This is a genomic window from Streptomyces sp. NPDC102270 (assembly GCF_044766405.1).
GTDB lineage: Bacteria > Actinomycetota > Actinomycetes > Streptomycetales > Streptomycetaceae > Streptomyces.
Window position 1 is genome coordinate 266,713 of record NZ_JBIWLX010000010.1, and the last position, 22,561, is coordinate 289,273.

The 22,561-nt window shown below is 70.2% G+C and carries 14 protein-coding genes and 3 pseudogenes; 10 read left to right on the forward strand and 7 right to left on the reverse strand.

What is annotated here, in order from left to right; genetic code table 11:
- Nucleotides 1-63: 63 nt before the first annotated feature.
- Nucleotides 64-201 (reverse strand): annotated as a pseudogene (locus tag ACIRP7_RS22945) (GNAT family N-acetyltransferase); the annotation flags it as partial.
- A 41-nt stretch (nt 202-242) separates the two neighbouring features.
- On the opposite strand from ACIRP7_RS22945, the pseudogene ACIRP7_RS22950 reads away from it, so the two are divergent.
- Nucleotides 243-412 (forward strand): annotated as a pseudogene (locus ACIRP7_RS22950) (GNAT family N-acetyltransferase); the annotation flags it as partial.
- 1,103 nt (nt 413-1,515) lie between these two features.
- On the opposite strand, the gene ACIRP7_RS22955 reads toward ACIRP7_RS22950, so the two are convergent.
- Entirely contained in the window at nt 1,516-2,070 is a 555-nt protein-coding gene (locus ACIRP7_RS22955; protein WP_403662458.1) for a peptidoglycan-binding protein, read from the reverse strand.
- Nucleotides 2,071-2,492: 422 nt separating this feature from the next.
- Between ACIRP7_RS22955 and ACIRP7_RS22960 the strand changes: the two genes are divergently transcribed.
- The 4 genes from ACIRP7_RS22960 to ykgO all read left to right on the forward strand — a co-directional run bounded on the left by ACIRP7_RS22960 (nt 2,493) and on the right by ykgO (nt 7,062).
- On the forward strand, nt 2,493-6,023 hold the full coding sequence (locus tag ACIRP7_RS22960) for a BTAD domain-containing putative transcriptional regulator (protein ID WP_403662460.1): 3,531 nt from the start codon (nt 2,493-2,495) through the stop codon (nt 6,021-6,023).
- A gap of 399 nt (nt 6,024-6,422) precedes the next feature.
- Nucleotides 6,423-6,587: a 50S ribosomal protein L33 gene (gene rpmG, locus ACIRP7_RS22965; protein ID WP_403662463.1), complete on the forward strand. Its 165-nt coding sequence runs from the start codon at nt 6,423-6,425 to the stop codon at nt 6,585-6,587.
- Between the two features lie 46 nt (nt 6,588-6,633).
- A complete protein-coding gene (locus tag ACIRP7_RS22970) occupies nt 6,634-6,894 on the forward strand; it encodes a type B 50S ribosomal protein L31 (RefSeq protein ID WP_403662466.1) in 261 nt (86 codons plus the stop codon).
- A 45-nt stretch (nt 6,895-6,939) separates the two neighbouring features.
- Nucleotides 6,940-7,062 (forward strand): type B 50S ribosomal protein L36, encoded by a 123-nt coding sequence (ykgO, locus tag ACIRP7_RS22975; protein ID WP_352385688.1) that lies wholly within the window; start codon nt 6,940-6,942, stop codon nt 7,060-7,062.
- A gap of 267 nt (nt 7,063-7,329) precedes the next feature.
- Here ykgO and ACIRP7_RS22980 read toward each other — a convergent pair.
- Nucleotides 7,330-7,459: pseudogene (locus ACIRP7_RS22980) on the reverse strand (carbon monoxide dehydrogenase); the annotation flags it as partial.
- Between the two features lie 135 nt (nt 7,460-7,594).
- Between ACIRP7_RS22980 and ACIRP7_RS22985 the strand changes: the two are divergent.
- From ACIRP7_RS22985 to ACIRP7_RS23000, 4 genes are all read left to right on the forward strand, one after another.
- Nucleotides 7,595-10,453 carry a SpoIIE family protein phosphatase gene (locus ACIRP7_RS22985; RefSeq protein WP_403662469.1) on the forward strand — a complete coding sequence of 953 codons (2,859 nt, stop codon included), beginning with the start codon at nt 7,595-7,597 and terminating at the stop codon, nt 10,451-10,453.
- A gap of 63 nt (nt 10,454-10,516) precedes the next feature.
- The gene (locus tag ACIRP7_RS22990) at nt 10,517-12,082 is read left to right on the forward strand and encodes a sugar ABC transporter ATP-binding protein (RefSeq protein WP_403662472.1); all 1,566 of its coding nucleotides are present in this window, start codon (nt 10,517-10,519) and stop codon (nt 12,080-12,082) included.
- On the forward strand, nt 12,079-13,206 hold the full coding sequence (locus ACIRP7_RS22995) for an ABC transporter permease (protein ID WP_403662475.1): 1,128 nt from the start codon (nt 12,079-12,081) through the stop codon (nt 13,204-13,206). Before ACIRP7_RS22990 ends, ACIRP7_RS22995 begins: the two co-directional genes overlap by 4 nt.
- 68 nt (nt 13,207-13,274) lie before the next feature.
- A complete protein-coding gene (locus ACIRP7_RS23000) occupies nt 13,275-14,447 on the forward strand; it encodes a substrate-binding domain-containing protein (protein ID WP_403662478.1) in 1,173 nt (390 codons plus the stop codon).
- A gap of 40 nt (nt 14,448-14,487) precedes the next feature.
- Here ACIRP7_RS23000 and ACIRP7_RS23005 read toward each other — a convergent pair whose 3' ends face one another.
- The 4 genes from ACIRP7_RS23005 to ACIRP7_RS23020 all read right to left on the reverse strand — a co-directional run bounded on the left by ACIRP7_RS23005 (nt 14,488) and on the right by ACIRP7_RS23020 (nt 19,811).
- Nucleotides 14,488-17,064 carry a SpoIIE family protein phosphatase gene (locus tag ACIRP7_RS23005; protein ID WP_403662481.1) on the reverse strand — a complete coding sequence of 859 codons (2,577 nt, stop codon included), beginning with the start codon at nt 17,062-17,064 and terminating at the stop codon, nt 14,488-14,490.
- Between the two features lie 21 nt (nt 17,065-17,085).
- Nucleotides 17,086-17,715 carry an NAD(P)-dependent oxidoreductase gene (locus ACIRP7_RS23010; protein ID WP_403662721.1) on the reverse strand — a complete coding sequence of 210 codons (630 nt, stop codon included), beginning with the start codon at nt 17,713-17,715 and terminating at the stop codon, nt 17,086-17,088.
- Nucleotides 17,649-18,110 (reverse strand): hypothetical protein, encoded by a 462-nt coding sequence (locus ACIRP7_RS23015; protein ID WP_403662748.1) that lies wholly within the window; start codon nt 18,108-18,110, stop codon nt 17,649-17,651. The genes ACIRP7_RS23010 and ACIRP7_RS23015 overlap by 67 nt, the downstream gene beginning before the upstream one ends.
- A 762-nt stretch (nt 18,111-18,872) precedes the next feature.
- Nucleotides 18,873-19,811, reverse strand: a complete 939-nt coding sequence (locus tag ACIRP7_RS23020) for an Ig-like domain-containing protein (RefSeq protein WP_403662723.1) — start codon at nt 19,809-19,811, stop codon at nt 18,873-18,875.
- Nucleotides 19,812-20,892: 1,081 nt separating this feature from the next.
- On the opposite strand from ACIRP7_RS23020, the gene ACIRP7_RS23025 reads away from it, so the two are divergent.
- On the forward strand, nt 20,893-22,488 hold the full coding sequence (locus ACIRP7_RS23025; RefSeq protein WP_403662484.1) for an arabinofuranosidase catalytic domain-containing protein: 1,596 nt from the start codon (nt 20,893-20,895) through the stop codon (nt 22,486-22,488).
- Nucleotides 22,489-22,561 lie beyond the last annotated feature (73 nt).

Consider the following 22,561-nt stretch of genomic DNA (forward strand, 5'->3'; position numbering starts at 1 on the left):
CGTCTGGGTTTGTCCGTGGGAGCTGGCTCTGGCGCAACTTGTGTGGTGGTGGGCTTGAAGGCGTTATAGGGCGATCAGTCCGGCTGCCGTCTCCGCGAAGCCGCACGCATCGAAATGGAACGAGCGCAGGTGCTCCTCAAAGTCGGCGTGAAGCCACTCGCACTTCGCGGCGCGGGCTTGTTCGGCCGCAGTGGCGACGAGCCGCCTCGACTCCACGCGACTTCGACAACGCCGCCCTCAACGTGCCGCATGCCAACGGCTTCGGCCACCCAGTCACTGAGACCGACTGGCGAGCGCGACTTGAGCGCCACAGCCTCGGCTGGGTCTGCGCAGGGGAAGCCGGCTCTCTGATCGGCTTCGTCAACGGTGCCTGGGACGGGGGCGTCACGCCTTCATCGTGGACACGGTGGTCGGCCGGGCATTTCCGGTCAGCCAGTCGTACTTGATCGTCACGTCCCGATGGAATGTCTGTGCCGGCCAAGTTCTGGCCGGATCACGGAGCGAGGAGAACCCGCTTGCGGAGCAGGTGAAGGCAGGCCGGCACGGCCGAACATCTGGCGCTTGACCATTTTGATGCGGTTGACGTGGCCTTCGGCGACGCCGGAGTTCCAAGGGATGGAGAGACCTGCGGTGACCGCTCCGTGATCTGCTTGCCTTCGCGCTGGGTGAGCATCCGGGCAAAGGTGCGGATGCGACCAGCCAGGGCTTCGAGTTCGGGCCAAGTGGCGAGCGCAGCCTTCAACGGCAGCCGATTGTCCTCCCGGAGAGCGTCGGGGTGGATGAGAAGCCACCGGGGGCGGCCGGATGTCCAGGGGGGCAGGTACTCGCGGACGGCGTCGCAGCCGCCGGGGTAACGGCACTCGGTGATCCCCTCCCACAGCTGCCAGGCATTGGTGCAGCCGTCCTCCCGCCGCTGGTGGAGATACGGCTTGAACGCATCGAGCGTGGTCGGCCGGTTCTGCCACTGGCCGCGGATCAGTTCCTCCGGCGCATTCGCTTCCGCGAGTTGCTTGACGGTGCGGTGGGCATATGGAGCTGACGTTGGATCGCACGGCGGCTGTGACCGGCTTCCAGGAGTGCGTGGTCCTGGGCACAGCGGGCCCGGGTCCGGTTGGCGGAGCGATGGCCGGTGGGTCATGGGGACGCAGGGCTCTCCTCAGCCGGCGGCTCCTCCATGGGTTTTGCCGTCGGCCGGGGCCGCGCGCAGACTGACGGTCTGCGGTGAAGTGTCAGCAGAGCAACGTCATCTGAGTGTCAGTGGAGCAGACTCGTCGACCTGGCCGTTCGCACTGACATGTGGTGCTCACCCGGTGCTGTCACGGATCGGGCAGCCGCACCTGCAGCCCCAGCAGGATCGGTCTGAATTCCGGGGGAAGACCGTTACCCGCTGCGAGTGCCACCGTGGGTGGCGGGCCCTTGCATTCCGCGGCGGTCATGTGGGTCGGCGCCTGCACCAGGCGTGCCCGTCCTCCCCCGTGGGACGGGCACGTGCGCTCAGCCCCCGGCGGTGCGGGGTCAGCTGCAGGTGCGGTAGTCGTAGCCGGCGAGTCGCGCGTTGCCGTCGCCGTCGTAGAAGTTGTACCGGCCATTGCTGTCGCGGGTGATGTTGATCGTGTACCTGGAGCCGTCGAAGTGGTCGACGGCCCGGTCGCCGTCCTGGTCCTGCAGCCCCTTGCCCGCCGCCCTGAAGGTGTCGTCGCCGGCCACCCCGATCCCGTCACCGCTGCCGCCGAAGGCACTCTGCCAGTCTGCGGTCGCGGCCTTGGTGTTCGATCCGAAGACGCCGTCGATGTCCGCGGAGTCGAACGTGGTGCCGTCCGACTCGATGGCACCGTCCGCCCACAGGATCTTCTGCCACAGGCAGGTGGCGTTGGAAGACGTGTTGATGCTGGTCGACAGAATGCCCTCGTTGCCCCAGTCGTCGGTGTAGGTGCCGCTGCCGGCGACGTAGGCAAGACCACTGTAGGAACCGATCGCGGAGGCCGGCGAGGCGCTCAGGGCGAGAGTGCCGGCGGTCAGGAGGCCGATCGCGCATGCGGCCAGCTTGGTCCGATTCGTACGTGAGCTCATGGGTGTTCCCTGTCTGTGGGTGTGGGTGACGTGGGCGTGCCGGTCGCAGCGGGATTCCGCGGGGCAGCACGCGTTGATTGCCGGCGCAGTGGGTATGGCGGGCAGTCGGACGGGCCATGGTGCGGCGAAAACACGGGACGTGAAGGGGGTGGTGTGGGCCCTGCAACTGCCGTGCGTCCTCGGGGCATTGCTGCGGTAGGTGGTGCCACTTCCCCCCCCGGGAGGTTGATGACCGCCGCTCATCGGGGCCGTCGTGTCTCGCGCTGCTTCCTGTCCTGGACCACGGTGCGCCGCCGAACGTCGGTGAACCTTGGACAAACGTTGAATGGGCTGGTCGAAGGTGCTATGCCAGGGTAGGAACTGAGACTCGGGGGCGTGCTGTGACGGTTGAGTTCGCTTTGCTCGGCAGTGTCGAGGCGCGTGTGGACGGCAGGATCGTAGATCTGGGTCACGCCCGGCAGCGGTGTGTGCTCGCGGTGCTGCTGGTCGACGCCAACCAGGTGGTCTCGGTGGATGGGCTCGTCGACCGCGTCTGGGCCGACCGTCCTCCGCAGCGGGTCCGAAACACTCTCTACGGTTACCTCTCCCGTCTGCGGCAGGCTTTGGCCGTCGCGGAGGGGGCGGATATCGTCCGGCGATCCGGTGGTTATGTCATCGAGGTCGAGGCGACCGCAGTGGATCTCCACCGCTTCCACGACATCACCGCACAGGCCCGCGCCGCCACCCGGAACGAGCAGGACGAGCAGGCCGCAACCCTGTTCGCGCAGGCACTCGGCCTCTGGCGGGGAAATGCTTTCGCGGGTCTGGACACCCCTTGGTTCAACGCCCTGCGCGACACGGTCGACCAAGAACGGATCGCGGCCGAACTGGACCACACCGACGTTCGGCTCCGCCGCGGTCACCACACCGGACTGTTGGCCGAAGTGTCCGCCCGGGTCGAGACACACCCGTTGGACGAACGGATGGCCGGCCAGTTCATCCTCGCCCTGTACCGCTGTGGTCGCCCGGCCGATGCCCTCAACCACTACCAGCGGATCCGGCTGCTGCTGGCCGAAGAACTCGGCTGTGACCCCGGCCTCCCGCTGCGCCAACTGCACCAGCGGATTCTCACCAACGATCCCGCACTGAACGTCCCGGCCGCCGGGCGCACTCCGAGATCCGCACCCGCTCTCGTGCCGCGCCCGTCACCCATGCCCCCGCTGGTGCGCACCCCACGGTGCGGCGCCGACCTTCCCGGCCCGCCGACACCACAGCGTCCCCGGACGGGTAGCCATCTGGTTGGCCGGGCAGCGGAGTTGACGGCCCTCGACGGCGCGATCGAGGACGCCCTGGCCGGTGCGCCAGGGGTGGTCGAGGTGGTCGGGGAACCGGGTATCGGAAAGACACGGCTGCTCGGCGCATTGGGCGAGCGGGCGAGACAACGCGGTTTCGTGTCCCTGGCAGGCCGCAGCGTGGAGTTCGACCGGGCTCCGTACGGTGCGTTCGTGGACGCTTTGGACGACCACCTCGGCCATGAGGACGTCCTCCGGCTCCGGCACGACGGGTTACCGCCCGGCGCGTTCGCCCTGCTGAGCACGGTCTTCCCCGCGCTCTGTGACCGGCCCCCGACCGGTCCGGAGCCGGTGCAGGTCGAACGGTACTGGTTCCACCGGGCGGTGCGAACGCTGCTGGAGACGCTGAGTGCCGACGGCGGGCTCGTCCTCAGCCTGGACGACCTGCAGTGGACGGATGACGGCACAGCCGAGCTGATCGACCATCTGGTACGGCATCCGCCGAGGACACCGCTGCTGCTCGCCCTCGCCTACCGTCCCCGGCAGGCGCCGCCGCGACTGGCCGCGGCGCTGGCCCGGGCGGGCACGGAGGGAAGAGCGGCCAGGATCGAGCTGGGTCCGCTGTCTGCGGCCGAGGGAGCGGAGCTGTGCGGGGCCAGGACGGACCACTGGCGTTTCCAACGGCTGTACGAGGCCAGCGGAGGCAACCCTTTCTATTTGGAGGCGCTGGCCCGAAGCGCCGGGAACGAAGGCCCCTCGACGGTGCCGGCCGTCTCGGCACCTGTCGCCGGTGATCTGCCGCAGTCGGTGCGGGCGGCGCTGATGGAGGAATTCGGAGGCCTGTCGGCCACTGGGAGGGTCTGTACACAGGCGGCCGCGGTGCTCGGCGACCCATTCGAAGCCGGCATGGTGGCAGTCGTGGCCCAGACCGGTGAGGCACAGGCCCTCGCCGCCCTGGACGAGGCCGCGGAGCGGGACCTCGTACGCCAGGTCGGCTCCACGCGGCAATTCCGGTTCCGCCATCCGCTGGTGCGGGCAGCGGTGTATCAGGGGTCGGGCGCCGGCTGGCGGATAGAGGCGCACACCCGGGCCGCGGACGGCCTGGCCCTGCAAGGGGCACCGCTGACGGCCCAGGCGTCGCACGTTCAGCGTTCGGCGCGCCCAGGAGACGAACGCGCCGTCGACGTACTTGTACAGGCCGCCCGTCAGGTCATGACGATCGCACCGGCCACCGCCGCGTACTGGACACAGGAAGCCCTGCGGTTGCTCGGCGGGCAGAGTCGACTGCGGCCCGAACTGTGGCTGCAGCAGGCCGATGCGCTGGGCATGGCAGGACGACTGCTGGAAAGCCGTGCCGTCCTGCGCACGGCCGCCACCCTCCTGCCTGCTCGGGCCCGGGGCCGACGGGCCCAGGTGACTGCCCTACGAGCCACCATGGAGTGGGCGCTCGGCCGGTACGAAGAGGCCACGGCTCTACTGCTGCGGGAGTTGGCGGACCACAAGGGCCAACCGCGGCCTGAGACCGCCACTTTGGAGTTGGGCCTCGCGGTGGTGGCGCTTCGTAGGAACGACTTCTCCACGGCGGTCGACTGGGGCGAACGCGCGTTGCGGTCGGCGGAACGTATCGGCGACCCGCCGCAGACCACCGCGGTCCGCGCTCTCCTGGCCCTGGCGCACACCTTCGCGGGCGACGCCCGGGCGGCCGACTACCTCGGCCCCGTGGTGGACGTGCTCGACGACACCGACGACCAGGAACTGGCCGGGCAGATGGACACGCTCGTCATGACGGGCTGGACGGAGATGCTCCACGGACGCTACGACCCCGCGCTGCGCCATCTCCGCCGAGGCCTGGAGGTGTCCCGCCACACGGGCCAGAGCCTCGTGCTCGCCGATCTCTTCGCCGCCTCCGCCTACGCCTACCTGTGGCTCGGACGCCTGGACGAGGCGGCGGCCTACGCCGCCGACGCCCTGGAGGCGGCGTCACTCGTCGGCAGCGGCGAGCCGCGGTCGTTGGCCGAGGTGGTGAGTGCGGCGGTCCTGATGTGGCGGGGAGACTTCGTCGGAGCACTGAAGATCTGTGAGGAGTCACTTTCATCGGCCGGCCCCGCACCTGGCGCGCACCGGTCTGCGATGGTCGGGATGCTCGGCCAGACGCTGCTGCTCAACGGCGATCCGGAGGGCTGTGTCAGCAAGGTGCTCGAAGCGGGCGGCGGCCCGGACCTGCTCGGGTTCGAAGCCCCGGTCCGCCCGATGTGGTTCCGGCTGCTGGCTGTCGCGGGACTGGCCCTGGGTGACGTGACAACTGCCGAGATGTGGGCCGACCGAGCAGCCGCCGCCGCGGGGCTCGACCTGTCACCCGGCTGGCGCGGTTTCGCGTCGCTGGCCCGCGCCGAGGTACAACTCGCCCGGGAGAACCCGGCGGCAGGTCCCACCGCGTGTCAGGCCGCTGCCGAGTTTCGCGCGGCCCGGATGCCCCTCAACGAGGCCATGGCCCGGCTGACCGCCGGTACCGCACTGTCCGCCTCCGGCCGCCAAGCCGAAGCACTCGCCGAGTGGGAACAGGTGAAGGTCCTGGCGGACACCTGTGGGACCCCCGCCCTGTCCGAATTGGCTGATCAGGAACACCATCGAATCGCCGTCCGGACCCAGCCTCCGACAGCTGGTACGACACCCGGCACCTGAGGTTCCCGAACAGCGGCCCGAGGGGAGCGCTTCACGAAGCAGCCGCCTCGTATACGACGGCACCGTTCTACGCATGTCCGCGGTCGACGCCCCGGACACCGTGATCGCCCACGCCACACCTGCGGTTCACCATCTCGTCTAACGCGGCCGCCAACGCCCTCCTTGGCAGAGCACCCGAACCAGCACGGCGATCTTGGGACCGTTGCACTTGATCGGCTTGGGAGACCGTCGCCGGCTCCTGGCCCGCGGTCTTCGACAATCTCCGCGGGATGATGCGGGGCTTACAAGCAGTCTCGCTGCGGCAGCCTGATTCGGGGAATGACGCGCTGGACGGCCTTGTTACCACCATTGCATGACATGACCGAGTCAAAGCACTCGGTGGTGGTGGAAGGAGTCCTCATGGCACGCAGCACCACGCGGCCCGTCGTCACGCTCAGGTCGACGGCCGGCACCGGCGTCACCTACGTGACGCGCAAGAACCGTCTGGCCAACCCCGACCGGCTGGTCGTGCGCAAGTACGACCCGGTGGCCGACAAGCACGTCCTGTTCCGTGAGCAACGATGACACCCGCCTCGGTCGGCGACCGAGGTCTCGCAAGGAGGCACCACCCATGAGGTCCGGCATTCACCCCGTTTCCCGCCCCGTTGTCTTCCGCGACCGCGCGACGGGCTTCCAACTGCTCACCCGCTCCACCCTCGACACACAGCGCACGGTGGAGTGGGAGGACGGCACAACGTACCCGGTCGTCGACGTGGACATCTCGTCCGCGAGTCACCCGTTCTACACCGGCACCTCGCGGGTCGTGGACACCGCGGGTCGAGTGGAGCGCTTCGAGCGACGCTACGGCCGTACCGCGCCCGTCCGGCTCTGACGGCCGAGCAGTCCGACCCCTGCAAGGCCCGGCAAGGAGGCCGCTATGAAAGTACGCAAGTCACTGCGCTCGCTGAAGGCCAAACCCGGCGCTCAGGTGGTGCGCCGGCGTGGCGTGACCTTTGTGATCAACAAGAAGGAGCCCCGCTTCAAGGCTCGCCAAGGCTGACGCCACCGCGCAGCGCCTCAACGGCCCGGCACCGCACTCGCGGTGCCGGGCCGCTGCCAAAGTGCACGGCAGGGACTGACGCCCGGCTTCGGACATGCGTATCAGCGCGCCGATGCTCAGGCTGTCGCACCGGTGACCGTGATCTCGCGCAGCGGCAGGGCGCTGATGTCACCCGTGCGTGGGGGCGTTCGACGGTCTCGCGCCGGCGTTGCGGCCCGCGTAGAGGGTTTGCCGGGTGCACGAGGAGGGACGCATGGGGACCGGGCCTCATTTCCCGTGCGCGGTCTGCTCGACCGCCCGCACGATGTTCACGTAGCAGCCGCAGCGTCAGAATGTTGCCGCTCATGAATTCCCGGATCTCCTCGGGCGAGCCGGTGCATCCCTCGTCGGTGCAGCCGAAACGTCCTCCACGAACAACCGCCGAGGTGTGAGGGGCCTTGCGAACCGTGACGGGCGTTCATAATCCCCGTATCCTCGTCAATGCCGGATAATTTCGATATATGGATTATCTAAGGTGTGAGTGAGGCGGAGCGTGGGCCGGTCCGGTGGTGAACCGATACCGACGGGGCGTGCGACAGACGGCACGAGGCCCGCCAGTTTCCGTGTGCGGTTTCTGCAGGGGGAGCAGGTCGAGGGGGGTGTCCGGACGTCGATCCTGAGCTCCTGGCAGCGTTGCCGGTCCCTGGGACTGTCGCCGGACCAGAACGACCTTCCCTTCCGGGAGGATTTCGATCCGGACGGCCGACTCGTCCACGCGTCCGTGCCGGTGCTCGACCGGCTGCAGGTCAAATTCGCCGGCAGCGCCATGAACATCTCCGTCGCCGATGCGAGCGGGACGGTTCTCCTGCGCCGTTTCGGAGGGATGTCGCTGGCCCGAAGCCTCCCTGCGATACAGAGGGTCCCGGGGTTCGTGTTCGCCGAGCACGTCGCCGGTACCAACGGCATCGGTCTCGCCCTGGCGGAGCGGCAACTCATCCGGGTCTACGGTGCCGAGCACTTCGCCGAGCGCTCGCAGGGCAGCGCCTGTCGCGCGCTTCCCGTCCGGGACCCGCTCAGCGGCCGCATCGAGGGTGTCCTGTGCTTCGGTTATCCGCGCAGCGTCGAGGACCCGGCGCTGGACCTGGTGATACGCCGGGCGGCCGGGGCCATCGAGCGGCGGCTGCTGGGGCAGAGTTCCGCGCGTGAGCGCGCACTGCTGCGGGCGTACCAGGACACCGCGGCCGAAGTCGCCGGCCGTTACCGCAGCGTCGGTGTGGATGAACTGGCGTTCGAGCTGCATCCCCGGGACCAGGCGATCATCATGGAGAAGGCCGCCGAGCTGATCTCCCGCGCGCAGCGGGCCGCGGTGGACGTGCCCCTGTCCGACGGCCGGCACCTCAGGCTCGTGAGTCGTCCGATGACCGCTGCCTCCGGTGTGGAGGGCATCGCCATCGAGGCGGTCCTTCCCGCCCCCTTGCAGAGCGAGCCTTTCACCGTGCCGCATCATGTCGACAAGCCGGCGGGCCTCCCCGCCGAGCCTGCCGCCACCTCCGCTGCCCTGGCGTCAGGCGCCGTTCCCGGCCTCGTGGTGCCCGGGCATCTCTCCGTGACGGTACCCGGCCAGGTCGCCACGGTCGGCGAAGGCGTCACGACCGCCGATGCCGACGGCACGACGCCTGGTCACCCTGACTCCCCGCTTCCCGCGCGAGGGCTTGTGATGGTGGGGGAGCCGCACGTGGGGGCGTACGCCCTGGCCGCACGACGACGCCTGGAACTGCTGTCCGAGGCCAGTGCCCGCATAGGCACCAGCCTGGACGTGCGCCGCACCGCCGAAGAACTCGCCGAGACGGCGGTGCCGCGACTGGCCGACTTCGTCACCGTCGATCTGCCCGAGCCCGTACTGCGCGGTGAGGAGTCCGCGTCTGCCCGCCGTGACCTGCGCCGTACCGTCGTCCACGGCATCCGCGCCGACTGTCCCTTCCATCCCGTCGGCCAGCAGATCGACTACGGCCCGACCACGCCACAGTCGCGGTGTCTGACCAGCCGCGAGGCAGTGCTGGAACCGGACCTCAGGGCCGCCGCGGGCTGGCTCCCGCAGGACCCGGAGCGCACCGCCCAGCTGCTGGGCCACGTCCACTCCCTCATCGCGGTACCCCTGGTCGCCCGCGGCGTCGTCCTGGGCGTCGTCACTTTCTACCGTGCGCAGGGCTCCGCTCCCTTCGGGGACGACGACCGCTCGCTGGCCCAGGAACTCGCCACCCGCGCCGCCCTGTCCATCGACAACGCCCGGCGCTACACGCGTGAACGCAGCATGGTCCTGGCTCTGCAGCGCAGCCTGCTCCCGCACGGCCTGCCCGACCAGGACGCCGTGGAGGTCGCGCATCGCTATCTGCCCGCCGAATCCGACGTCGGCGGAGACTGGTACGACGTCATCCCGCTGTCCGGCACCCGCATCGGCCTCTTTGTCGGCGACGTCGTCGGCCACGGCATGCTGTCCGCCGCCACGATGGGCCAGCTTCGTACCGCCGCACGCAGCTTCGCCGAACTCGATTTCCCACCGGACGAAGTCCTCACCCACCTCGACAACCTCGTGGGACGCCTGGACAGGGAGGACCCCGCTTCCGACGGGACCGGCACCATCGGCGCGACGTGTCTGTACGCCGTCTACGACCCGACCTCGCAGCAGTGCACCATGGCCCGCGCCGGTCACCCGCCGCCCGCACTGGTCCACCCCGACGGCCACGCGTGGTTCCCCGACCTGCCCGCCGGGCCGCCCCTGGGCCTCGGGGGCCTGCCCTTCGAAGGCGCCGAGATTCACCTCCCGGAAGGCAGCCAACTGGTCCTCTACACCGACGGACTCATCGAGGACCGGTACCGCGATGCCGATGTAGTCCTCGACCAGCTGCGCGGGGTCCTGGCCCACCAGTCGGAGCGCTCACCCGAGGACACCTGTCAGGCGGTCCTGGACACCGTGGCGCCGGCCCATCCGTACGACGACGTCGCTCTGCTCGTCGCCCGCACCCACGCCCTGGACCCCGGTCGGATCGCCACCTGGGAGCTGGCCGCCGACCCGGCCCTCGTCGGCGAGGTCCGCGGTTCCGCCACCCGGCAGCTGGCCGACTGGGGGCTCGACGAGGCCGTGTTCGCCGTTGAACTGATACTGAGCGAGCTGGTCACCAACGCCATCCGGCACGGTGCCGGACCCATCCGGGTACGGCTGCTCCACGGCCGTACCCTGATCTGCGAGGTCTCCGACACCAGCAACACCGCCCCGCACCTGCGCCGGGCGGCCAGCACCGACGAGGGGGGCCGCGGACTGTTCCTCGTCGCCCAGTTGGCACAGAGCTGGGGTACCCGCTACACCCCGGAAGGCAAGGTCATCTGGGCCGAATGCGGGCTCGACGGCCCGTGAGTTCCGAGCGGGGGGCTGAGCCGTCCGGGATTGAGATGGATCGCAAATGTCCGCTATCTAGACATGTGTCCGGCTAGCATCGCCCATGACAGTCGGGAACAATCGCCAAGCCCATCACCGGAGACGTCCGTGGAACCTCTGGTCCGCGTCCGCGGCCTCGCCAAGCGGTTCGGCGGTACCCTCGCGCTGGCCGGGGTCGATCTGGACGTCCACGCCGGCAGCGTCCTCGCCCTTCTCGGTCCCAACGGAGCCGGAAAGTCGACGCTCATCAAGGTCCTCGCCGGCGTTCACCACGCCGACGCAGGGCGGATCACAGTGGACGGGCACCCGCTCGGGAGCCAGGCCGCCTCTCGCAGCATGTCCTTCATCCACCAGGATCTCGGTCTGGTGGACTGGATGACGGTCGCGGAGAACATCTCCCTGACCGCCGGGTATCCGCGGCGCGCCGGACTGATCTCCTGGCGGCGGAACCGAGAGCGCTGCATCGAAGCCCTGAGCATCGTCGCCGGGTACCTCGACCCCGACGCACCGATCGCCGGGCTCGCCCCGGCCGAGCGTTCACTGGTCGCCGTCGCACGAGCCCTGGCGGCACAGGCGAAGCTCATCGTCCTCGACGAACCGACCGCCCGCCTCCCCGCCGCGGACTGCGCCCGGCTGTTCGGTGTCCTGCACACCCTGCGCGACCGGGGTCACGGCATCCTCTACGTGAGCCACCGCCTTGACGAGGTGTACGAGGTCGCCGACACCTTCGCCGTTCTGCGCGACGGCCGTCTCGTCAGCCAGGGTGCACTCGCGGGCCGGAGCCCTGCCGGCCTGGTGCACGACATCGTCGGTGAGGAGCCGACCGACCACCACCCCGTCAGGGCCCCGGTCCGCGGCCCGGCCGTCCTGAGCCTCGACGGAGTACGGACTGCCGGCGCGGGACCGGTCAGTCTGGAGCTCAGGGCCGGGGAAGCCCTGGGCCTGGTCGGCCTCTCGGGTGCCGGACACACGGACCTTGGCCGAGCCCTCGCGGGTTCCCGGGCCCTCCAGGGGGGACGTGCCCTTCTCGACGGCCGCCCCTACCGCCCCCGTACGGTCGCCGACGCCGTCGCCCTCGGTGTCGCGCTCGTGTCTGACGACAGACAGCAGGAGGGCTGCCTCGCCGACCTGACCGTGCGGGAGAACCTCCTCGCCAACCCCCGTGCGGGAGGCGTGCCCGCGCTGCGCTGGATCAGCCCCCGCCGCGAACGCGCCGAGGCCACGCGCCTGATCGAACGGTTCTCGGTGCGCCCCCGCGACAGCGAGGCCCCCGTCGCCATCCTGTCCGGCGGAAACCAGCAGAAGATCATGATCGGCCGGTCGCTCCGGGCGGGCCTGCGTCTTCTCGTCCTCGAAGAGCCGACCGCGAGCGTGGACATCGGCGCCAAGGCAGCGATTCACCGCCTGCTCGACGAGGCACTGGCCGACGGCCTCGCGGTTCTGCTCATCTCCACCGACTTCGAGGAGGTGGTGGATGTGTGCCGACGTGCCCTGGTCTTCGTCCGCGGGGCCGTGACGGCCGAGCTGAGCGGTCCGGACCTCACCGTCGCCGGGCTCACCCGGGCGGCTTCGTCCATGCCACCGCACGGAAGCGTGCCGAACCCGTGACCGCCTCGCCCCCGCCCGTCCCCACCTCGCCCCGGCCGAAGGGACTCGGCCGACGAGGCAGGCCGAGTCGCCCGGCCCGCCTGCGCGGCACGGGCGGGCACCTCATCGGCGCCTACGGCCTCCTGGCCCTCACCGCCCTGCTCTTCCTGATCTTCTCCCTCACCCTGCCGCGCACCTTCCCCACCCGGGACACCGTCGACTCGATCCTGTCCAACCAGTCGATCCCGGCCCTTCTCGCGCTCGCCGCAATGGTCCCCATCGTGACCGGCGCGTTCGACCTCTCCATCGGCTACGGCCTCGGCCTGGCGCACGTCATGGTGATGCAGCTCGTCGTCAACGCCGGGTGGCCCTGGCCGCTCGCCTGCCTCGCGGTGATCGCCGGAGGGGCGGTCGTGGGCGTCCTCAACGGCGTCATCGTCGAGTTCGGCCGGATCGACTCCTTCATCGCCACTCTCGGGACCGGCAGCATGATGTACGCCGTGACCGGCTGGATCACCGGCGGCGGGCGGATCGTGTCCGGCCCGCAGGGCCTCCCGGCCGCCTTCACCGACATCTACGACTCCAAGTTCCTCGGCCTTCCGGTCCCCGCCTTCTACGTGCTCGCCCTCGCCGTCGGCCTCTGGCTGGTGCTGGAGCGGCTGCCGCTCGGCCGGTACCTGTACGTCGTCGGCTCGAACCCGCGCGCGGCCGACCTCGTCGGCATCCCGACCCGCAGGTACCGCATCTACGCGTTCGCCGCATCGGGGCTGATCGTCGGCTTCGCCGGTGTGCTGCTCGCCGCCCAGCAGCAGATCGGCAACCCGAGCGTCGGACTCGACTACCTGCTGCCCGCCTTCGTCGGCGCCCTGCTCGGCTCCACCGCGATCAAACCCGGCCGCCCCAACGCGATGGGCACCCTCGTCGCCGTCGCCGTCCTCGCCGTGGGTCTGACCGGCATCGCCCAGATGGGCGCCGACTTCTGGACGGTCCCACTGTTCTACGGCGGCACCCTGCTCATCGCCGTCGGCCTGGCCGGCTACTCCGCGCGCCGCCTGCGCAGCGGCACCGTCCGGGCCCGCGACGCGCCCGCCGTACCACCGTCCTCCCCGACGCGGGAAGGCGGTGCGACACACACCTCTCCATGAATGACGTCATGGGCACCACCAGAGTGCTTCCGACCACATCCTCCCGCTCATCCCCGCGAGGAGCTCCCGTGCACCGCAACCGCACCGCCGCCCCCGGCCCGCTCAAGACACGGTCCGTCGCGACCGCCCTGCTGGCTCTGGCTGCGGCAACCGTCCTGGCCGGCTGCGAACGCGGCTCGTCGAGCGGTGACCCCGAAGGTTCCGACACGGGTCCGAGCGGCTGCCCCGCGGTCCACGCAAGAGCCCAGGCCGCCGTCGGACAGGCGCAGAAGACGGCCGTGCCCTGGAACGGACCGACCAGCGGCCCGTCCGCGACGTCCGGGAAGACCATCGTCTACGTTGCTCAGACCATGACCAATCCGGGAGTCGCGGGCGTCGCGGAAAGCGTAAGGGCAGCCGCACGAGTCATCGGCTGGAACGTCCGGGTGATCGACGGTGGCGGTACCCCGGCCGGCATCGAGGCGGCGATGAGCGAGGCCGTGACTCTCAAGCCCTCGGGCATCCTCATCGGAGGCTTCGACCCGGGCTCCACCTCGCAGCAGGCCGCGCGGGCCCACGCGGCAGGCATCCCGCTCGTCGGCTGGCACGCGGTCGCTGCCCCCGGACCCAGTCGGCGGCCCCGGCTCTTCACCAACGTCACCACCGAGGTCGAGGACGTGGCCCGGGTCAGCGGGCAATGGGTCATCGCGAACTCCAACGGCCACGCCGGGGTCGTGGTCTTCACCGACGCCTCGATCCCCTTCGCCAGGAACAAGTCCGAGTTGATCAGGAAGGAGCTCGCCACCTGTCCGGGCGTGAGACTGCTGGCGTACGAGAACATCCCCCTGCCGGACGCGAGCAGCCGCACCCCGCAGGAGATCTCCTCGCTCCTCGCCCGCTTCCAGAGCAGGTGGACCCACTCCGTGGCCATCAACGACCTCTATTTCGCGGATGCCGCCCCGGCGTTCCGCGCGGCCGGCACGAAGGGTTCCGGGCCGCCCTTCAACATCGGCGCGGGGGATGGCGACCCCTCGGCCTTCCAGCGCATCAACGGCGGGCAGTACCAGGCGGCCACGGTGCCCGAGCCGCTGTCCTTGCAGGGCTGGCAGATCGTCGACGAGTTCAACCGCGCCTTCTCCGGCCGTCCCGCCAGCGGATACGTAGCCCCTGTCCACATCGCCACGGCCGACAACAGCCGCGGTGCCACGACATGGGACCCGTCGGGTTACCGGGAGGCGTACCGGAGGATCTGGGGAACGTGACAGCGGCGCCATTGCCGAGTCTTCGCCCAGCTTGCACCGTTCATCGCTGCGGACCGAACCCAGCACCTGTGGACGGTGGTTCCGCGGCCGGCTCCGCCGGCGGGGCGTACTCGGTGAGCAGGAGCGCGATGTCGTCCATCCTGTCGGGGGACCGGCAGGCATCCTGCAGCAGCCCGTCGGCCAGATCCTCCAAACGGTCCCCTCCCCTGCGGGCCAGCGAGATCTGGAGCCTGCCGATGTCGGCCATGATGTCGGAGCCGCGCCTCTCGACGAGCCCGTCGGTGTACAGGACGAGGACCGATCCGGGCACGAGGTGCAGCCGTGCCTCCGGATAGTCGGGCATCGCCTCCACGCCGAGCAGCGGGCCGCCCGGTACGTTCAGGATTTCGGCGTGTCCGTCGGGCAGACGCAGCAGGGGCGGGCAGTGGCCCGCGCGGACGATGCGCACGACGCCCGAACGGGGATCGAGGAGGGCGTAGCAGCAGCTGGCGAGCAGGGCGGGATCGAGATCCAGATGGAGCCGGTTGGTACTTGCGACGACGTCACTCGGCCGATGGCCGGCGGTGACGAAAGCCCGCATCGCGCTGCGCAGCTGACCCATGGCCGCCGCGGCGGCCACGCTGTGTCCCTCGACGTCACCGACGATCAACGCGACCTCGTTGCCGACGGGGATGACGTCGTACCAGTCGCCTCCGATGTCCATCCCCCTGGTGCCAGGGACATAGCGGCCGGTGACACGGAGGCCCCGCAGCGTGGGCAGCCGGTGGGGCAGCAGCGCGTTCTGCAGGCCGCGGGCGAGGGCGAATTCGGCGTCGTAGAGCCTGGCACGTTCGAGGGCCTGGGCGATCAGGCCGCCCAGGGCGGTGAGCACGCCACGCTCCTCGTCGGGGAACCGGTGGACGTCGTCGAAGGCGAGCATGCAGGCGCCGACCGGGCGGTCGGAGGCGATCAACGGCAGGAACGCCCAGGAGTTCGAGCGGCCGACCAGGATCCCGGGATACGACTTGAGGAGCTCCTCCCGGGTCTCGACGAACAGCGGGGCCCCGGCGGTCAGCGCGTCCGTCACGGGCAGTCGGGCATGCAGCGGTGTCCCTTCGAACGCAGCGAGAAAGCGCTTCGAGTAACCGCGCTGCGCGAGCAGATGCAGGCGCCGCTCCTCCACGACGGCCATCGCCAGCTTCTGGCCGCCGAAAGCGGGCAGAAGCTGGTCGGCGACGGCGTCGAACACCTCGTGCGCGGTGACCGCTCCGGTGAGGGCGCTGCTCAGCTGGAGCACACGGTAGAGGGATCCCAGACGGGGAGCGGTGGGCGCGGGCGACAAGGAGACGGCCGGACCCTCCTCCGCCACGAACGTTCCGGGTCCGGCCCCCTCGGGCAGCGGCTGCCGCACGGGTGCCGCCCACCCCGTCATGCCCTGCCCGCCGGGGTGCAGGGAGAAGACGAGCCACTCGTCGGGTGGACGGCGGACCAGGAAGGAGACCGGTTGCTGGGAGACCATGGCTGCCCGGTAGCGGTCCTCGTACACGGGATCGGCCAGCCAGGGCAGCACGTCCCAGGGGCGTTGGCCGAGCAGTTCTTCCTGACGGACCCGGAGCAGACTCTCGAGACTGTGGTTGGCGTAGCTGACACGGCCGTCCGGGGAGAGAGCGAAGAAGCCGTCCGCGAGCCGCTCCAGCGCGGCCATGGCAGCCATGCCGCTTCCGGAGTCGAGCACGGCGCCGACCAGGTGGGACGCCGTCTGCGGTTCGTGCGGGTCCTCGGGCACCCGCCCCCACAGCTCGACGGTGTGAAGCCTCCCGCTGCTGTCCCGGATGCCAACGCAGTGCGCGAGCACATGGCCCTCCTCGACCGCCGCACGCGCGGCGGACCGGAAGCCGGGCAGGTCCGCCGGGTCGATTCTGGCCGCCAGGGTGGCCATTCGCCCGTCGAACTCGCGGGGCGCGATACCGAAGATCGCGCACAGCTCGTCGTCGGCCGTGACGGCTCCGATGTCGAGGTTCCAGTCGAACAGGCCCACCCGTATCAGCGGAGCGGACGGCATCGGGACCACCACCGGAGCCGTCCGTTCGTCCCATTCGCCGAGCAGTCGGCGGGCGCTCAGACCGACGAGTACGGTGCCCAGACGGTCGGCCGCGGAGCGCAGCTGCCGGCGCTGCGCCCTCGACAGCCCCGTCCGGTCGGCCCCCGGCGTCCACAGCACGGCCATCGCCCCGAAGGTCCGCCTGCCCGCTCGCACGGGCACCGAGGCAGAGCCGAACGGGTAGGGCACCGCGACCGAGAGCTGGGGGAAACGCCGCATCGTCTCCTCCGCGTCGGCCAGGTGGACCATACGCCCCGAGCGGTATGCCTCCGCCACCGGAATGCGGCTGTCGACCGGGATCCGACGCCACCCGCCCAGGAGGGAGGGTGGCGTCCCGCATGCCGCGGCCAGCACGAGGGAGCGATGGTCGCCGGAGAGCAGGAACACACTCGCGGCATGCGCGCCGGTCACCTCCGCGGCGCTGACGGCGGCGCCGAGCAGCGCGTCGTCACGCTCGGGCGCTTCGCCGGCACGTGTGGTGCCGAACGGGTACGAGCTCGATGCCTCACCGTCGGCCGACACGTTGCCCTCGATCACCCTGGGAGACTTTGTTCCATTTTAGGCTGGCTTGCGGCTCGCTGTGGCCGGATCACAGCAGGTCCTGCTGCCGCCGGGCGGGCCGACGGTCCGTTCGCGAGCCGCGGGGGTGTGGGTGGCTGTCCGGGCGCGCGCCGCGTGGCGGCCCGGGACCCGGGCGTGGCAATGGTGATGTCCCCCATGAGGAGGCGCGCGGCGAGCACGCGGGGCGCCTGCTACCCCGCCTGCGGGGCCGGCCGGCCGGGCAGGTCGGGTGTTCGGGGGAGGGGGATGGGTGCGGGGCCGCCGTCCAGCACTGCTTCGATGGTGCGTGCGGCGAGGTCCACCACGCACCTGGTGGTGCTGCCCATGTGGGCTCTGCCACCGAGGCGATCCGCGCGGCTCGTTGAGCAGGGGGTCGGACGGGTCCGTGCGCGGCTCGCCGGTCATGACGCCGAGTCCGGCCGAGTGAAGATCCCCGCGGCACAGGGCCGTAAGGAGGGCTTCCTCGTCCACGACCCCTCCGCGGCCTGTGTTGACTAGAGTCGCGGTCGGTTTCATCCGGGCGAGTTCGGCCGTGCCGATCACGCCCTTGGCCTCCTTCGTCAGCGGCGTGTGCACGGACAGCTCGTCGTCTTCTCTTCGGCGGGGGTGGTGGTGCTGGACTCGCATGCCGTAGCCGATCTGTCCGAAGGTGGCGCCGTGCACGTCGAGGCCGAGGAAGGCGTCCATGCGAAACGCGCCGCCCATCTCAGATCCGGCTTGCTGGTGAAGGTGCGGGGAGCGTGAACACAGCTGTTGCCGATCCAGGTGTCGGCCGGAAGCTGCGGCTCGCTCAGCACCGTGACCGTCTTCCACGCGTAGGCGTCCTTGCTGTCCGCGACAAGCAGATGCAGCCCGTCGCTGTCGGCGGCGCTGGTCACGGCCCGGTCGCCGGAGGTCTTCCAGCCCTTCCCCAGGGTGGCGTCCGGGGATTTGACGGCGCCTTTCGAGGCCGTGACCGCCGCCTTGGTGGCTGTGGGAGGGGCTTGGGCGTGGATGTCGCGGTGGCAGTCTGGGCAACTCACCTCCCGCCGAGGCAACCACCAAAGGCCCCGTGCCTGCCGTCCGTTGGCCGGACAGAAGGCCGGGCGGCGCGGAGCGCCGTCGCATCGCTGCGGAAGGCTCCCGCGACGGTGCGGCGCTCGGTCCGGCCGCTTCTGGTTCTCGACTGAGCCGGCGAGGTAGGACGGGGTCAGAAGTGGTCGCCATGACCTCGTCACAGCGGTCAGGGCAGGCACCGGCGGTTGAGAGGACCCTGCGCGGGTCGCACGAGACCGCGAACCGGGTATCGCTGGTCTCGTGCGGCCACTTCGGGCTCAAGGGCGGGCGAGCTGAAGGCCCGCGGGTTCGGGGCGTAGGCCGCCCAGCGTGTGATCAAGCGGGTTGCCGACTCGTACATGACGCTTCGGACCAGCATCAAGGCAGCCACCTCGGCCCCGAGGGACCGAAGCGCCGCTGCAATGCGGAGTCGGTCGGCAAGCTCAGGACGGCTCGCGTCGGCCTGTCCGACACTCGCAGCCGGTACGTCACCGGTCGCCCCCGGTAGCAACCGGCACTCCCGGTCGGCCCCCCGCCTTGCCGGAATGACCGGCCGATGGCCACGACCCCGAGGGGGCGGGCGGGACATCCGGGCTACGCCTGCACCCCCGGCCACAACCTGCGCGAACGCCGGCCCCAACCAGGTGCCGCCCCTGGAACGCGGCCACCCGCCACGCATCGGCGAAGACCGGAGTCCGGAACCCGCCCGTCAGTCGGCAAGTGCTGACCGATGCCGTCACCGCGGTGCATCACAGGGCGGCGGTCGTGCCCTCCCCGGAGGCGCTGCCCGCGAGCCACTGGTCCCATCCCAGGTTGAAGTCGGCGTAGCCGTTGTCGGCCGGGGCCTTGCCGCGGGGTGAGCCGGTGATGGTGATGGGGTCGCCCTGCTTGACCTGACCGTAGAACCACTTGGCGTCCGCCAGGGACAGGTGGACGCAGCCGTGCGAGCCGCGGGCGCTGCCGCTGCCCGGGTTCGGGTCGCCGGTCGAGTAGTGGACGTAGGTGCCGGACTGGGTGAGGTGGATGTCCCAGGGCAGTGTCAGGTCGTAGTAGTTGGGGCTGCCCTTGTCGCAGCTGATACCGACGCTGCAGGAGGTCATATGGACCTTCTCCTGCTTGTCGATGACGGCCATCGTGCCGTCCCACGTCGGATACTCGGCGCTGCCCGCGTTGATCGACAGGGTGCGCACCGGCGCGCCGTTGCGGGTCACCTTCATGGTGTGGCCGGTCACCGAGACATCCGCGCGCACGTCGTCACCGATCTTGAAGGTGTGCGTGTAACCGTGTACGCCGTAGCGTCCGTTGCCGTTGCTGACCCCCTTCATGTCGGCGTCGATCTTCACCGTCGTACCGGAGGGCCAGTACGTCTTCGGGCGCCAGTCGGCGCGCTTGTCACCCATCCAGTGCCAGGCGCCGGCCACCGTCTGGGAGGCGCTCACCTTCATGTGCTTCTCCACTGTGGCCCGCGCCTTGGCCGCGACCGGGTTCGTGAAGATCACCGAGATCGGCATGGCGACGCCGACCGTGGTTCCCGTCTGCGGGGTGATCGTCTCCAGCAGCATCGGCGGGCCCGCGGGTGTCGTCGGTGACGGAGAGGTGCTCGCGCCCGGCTTTCCCGACGCCTTTGCGTCGTCCCCGCTCGCCTTGTCGCTGCCGCCCCCGCCGCAGGCGCTCGCGCCCACCAGCATCACGCCCGTGACGCATGCGATCCATATGCTGCCCTTGCGCCGTCCCACGAACTGCCCCGGTCTTCTCGCTGTTCGGCCCTGACGGGCCCGTCTTCCTGTCAGACAGGGACGGCACGGGTGGCAGTTGCATGTGTCGCGTAAAACGTGTCCCAAGACTCACCGGGGCCCGTGGGATGGGGGCGGAGGCAGCGGCGTGACCTTCCACGCCGCGCCCGGCAACTGCGCCGACCCCACCCACGCCGTCGCGGAGGTCGGACACCGTCGCCGCCCCAGGGCCGTACCACGCCGGTCGGCGGCCCGGCGCGGACGGCGGCAGGTCGTGTACCGGTGCGCTCGTCGGCTGAGTCGCCCGGCAGCGGGGCTACCGTCCGTTCCAGGTGCCGCCCATGGACAGACCCGCCCGTCCTTGCGCCCAGCACCGAAGTGCCTCGCTGTGGCACCGAAGTGACGCAGAACGAACGCTTGAGCACCAGGAGTACGCAGGGAGCGGCGTCGGGCTGCCGGGCCCGACACGCGTTCCGCGTCTCACGCGTTGCGGGAAGGCCGGAATCGAATCGGTTCCGCGCAAGCGCTTCGACGAGATGGTACGACCGGCGCGGGGCGGGGGCAATGGCGCCGCACGCCGAAGAACGCTCCCAAGGACGGGTCGGGGACCGTCTCATCGGCCGGTGCGGTGCGCACTGATCCCTCGTCAACCGCTGTTCGGCGGCCGCGCCCCAGGTCAGTGGCATTGCAGAGGGTGGCTGAGCGATCGCGGCCCGGCCGTCGGTCCGACTCACGCCGACGCGCCGAGCCGCGTCGGCGTGAGGGCGCGCCGCCGCTCGTCCACTGTCATGCCGGATCTGCTCGGGCGGGCCGGTCGACGAGGATCCGGGGAGATCGGCGATCGAACCGATTCGGCACCCAGGCCGGACGGAGGAGGCCGGAACCCTTGACAGCACTGCGGAATCGGGAGCACCGTCTCCCCCCGAAACCTCTCTGCAATCCCACTGAAAGATCGGCACCTTCAAGCGCTTCCGCATGTGTCAGCGCCACCAGCACAGAACCCGACTGGGTTCCGCCGGCAGGGTAGGGAGATCGGATGGGAACGACAGGTACGAGACGCCACGTGCTGTTCGGGCGCGGTGGCGTCCAACGTCTGCTCGCTGCGGTACGGCGCCGCGGAAGGCCGGGAAATGAGTTGGATCAGGCATCTGTCCGATCGTGGGAGCGCTCCCGCACCTCTCGGCCGAAAACATTCGCCCGGGCGGGGGCCGCGGCCGTGCTCGCCGTCGGTGCGCTGGCCGGTGCCACGGCCACGACCGGGACGGCCCGGGCCGCCACCTCCGGACCGTGTGATCTCTACGCGGCCGGCGGGACGCCCTGCGTGGCGGCACACAGCACGACGCGGGCGTTGTACGCCTCGTACAACGGGCCGCTCTACCAGGTCAGGCGCGCCTCGGACAACACCACCCGCGACGTCGGCGTCCTGAGTGCGGGCGGGTACGCCGACGCCGCCGCGCAGGACTCGTTCTGCTCGGGGACGACCTGTCTGATCTCGATCATCTACGACCAGTCCGGTCGCGGGAACAACCTCACCCAGGCGCCCGGCGGCGGTGCCGCGGGTGGTCCCGACAACCTCGCGAACGCTACGGCCGCGCCCACCATGGTGGGCGGTCACAAGGCCTACGGCGTCTTCGTGGCACCCGGTACGGGATACCGCAACAACCACACCAACGGCATCGCGACCGGGGACAACCCCGAGGGCATGTACGCGATCTTCGACGGCACGCACTACAACGGCGGCTGCTGCTTCGACTACGGCAATGCCGAGACGGACAGCAACGACGACGGCAACGGCACCATGGAGGCCATCTACTTCGGCAACATCAAGGTCTGGGGCTACGGTGCGGGCAACGGCCCCTGGATCATGGCCGACCTGGAGAACGGCCTGTTCTCCGGGGTGAACCAGCACTACAACGCGAACGACCCGACCATCAACTACCGGTACACGACCGCCATCGTCAAAGGCGGCCCGAACCACTGGGCGATCCGCGGCGGCAACGCGCAGTCGGGCAGCCTGTCCACGTTCTACGACGGTCCGCGCCCCAATGTCGCGGGCTACAACCCGATGCGGAAGCAGGGCGCCATCATCCTGGGCATCGGCGGCGACAACAGCAAGGGCGCCCAAGGCACCTTCTACGAGGGCGTGATGACCTCCGGCTACCCGTCGGACGCCACCGAGAACGCGGTCCAGGCCAACATCACCGCGGCCGGATACAGCAATGCGACCGGCGGGACCGGCACCGGCGCGCTGCACGCGGTGGGCGCGGGCAAGTGCCTGGACGTGCCGAACTCGTCCACCACGGCCGGCACGCAGCTGCAGATCCGGGACTGCAGCGGTGGCGCCAACCAGAGCTGGACCCGCACCTCCTCCAACCAGCTGACCGTATACAGCGGCAGCAGCCAGATGTGCCTGGACGCCTACAACAACCAGACCACCGCCGGCACCAAGGTGGTGACCTGGCCGTGCAACGGCGGTGCCAACCAGCAGTGGCAGCTGAACTCCGACGGCACCGTCACCGGCATTCAGTCCGGACTCTGCCTCGACGTCACCGGCGCCTCCACGGCCAACGGCGCCCTGGCCGAACTATGGACCTGCAACGGCGGCTCCAACCAGCGATGGAGCCTCGGCTGAGGGGAGTGGCTCGAGCCCGTGACCGGTCTCACCACCGGCCACGGGCCGTGCGGGACCCGGAGCCGGGGCTTCG

Excerpts from the sequence above, each read along its gene's own strand:
- ACIRP7_RS22970 (WP_403662466.1), top strand. The coding sequence starts at position 6,634 with ATGAGGTCCGGCATTCACCCCGTTTCCCGCCCCGTTGTCTTCCGCGAC.
- ACIRP7_RS23020 (WP_403662723.1), bottom strand. The coding sequence starts at position 19,811 with ATGCTGGTGGGCGCGAGCGCCTGCGGCGGGGGCGGCAGCGACAAGGCG.
- ACIRP7_RS23025 (WP_403662484.1), top strand. The coding sequence starts at position 20,893 with ATGGGAACGACAGGTACGAGACGCCACGTGCTGTTCGGGCGCGGTGGC.
- ACIRP7_RS22955 (WP_403662458.1), bottom strand. The coding sequence starts at position 2,070 with ATGAGCTCACGTACGAATCGGACCAAGCTGGCCGCATGCGCGATCGGC.
- ACIRP7_RS22990 (WP_403662472.1), top strand. The coding sequence starts at position 10,517 with ATGTGTCCGGCTAGCATCGCCCATGACAGTCGGGAACAATCGCCAAGC.
- ykgO (WP_352385688.1), top strand. The coding sequence starts at position 6,940 with ATGAAAGTACGCAAGTCACTGCGCTCGCTGAAGGCCAAACCCGGCGCT.
- rpmG (WP_403662463.1), top strand. The coding sequence starts at position 6,423 with ATGGCACGCAGCACCACGCGGCCCGTCGTCACGCTCAGGTCGACGGCC.
- ACIRP7_RS23010 (WP_403662721.1), bottom strand. The coding sequence starts at position 17,715 with ATGCGAGTCCAGCACCACCACCCCCGCCGAAGAGAAGACGACGAGCTG.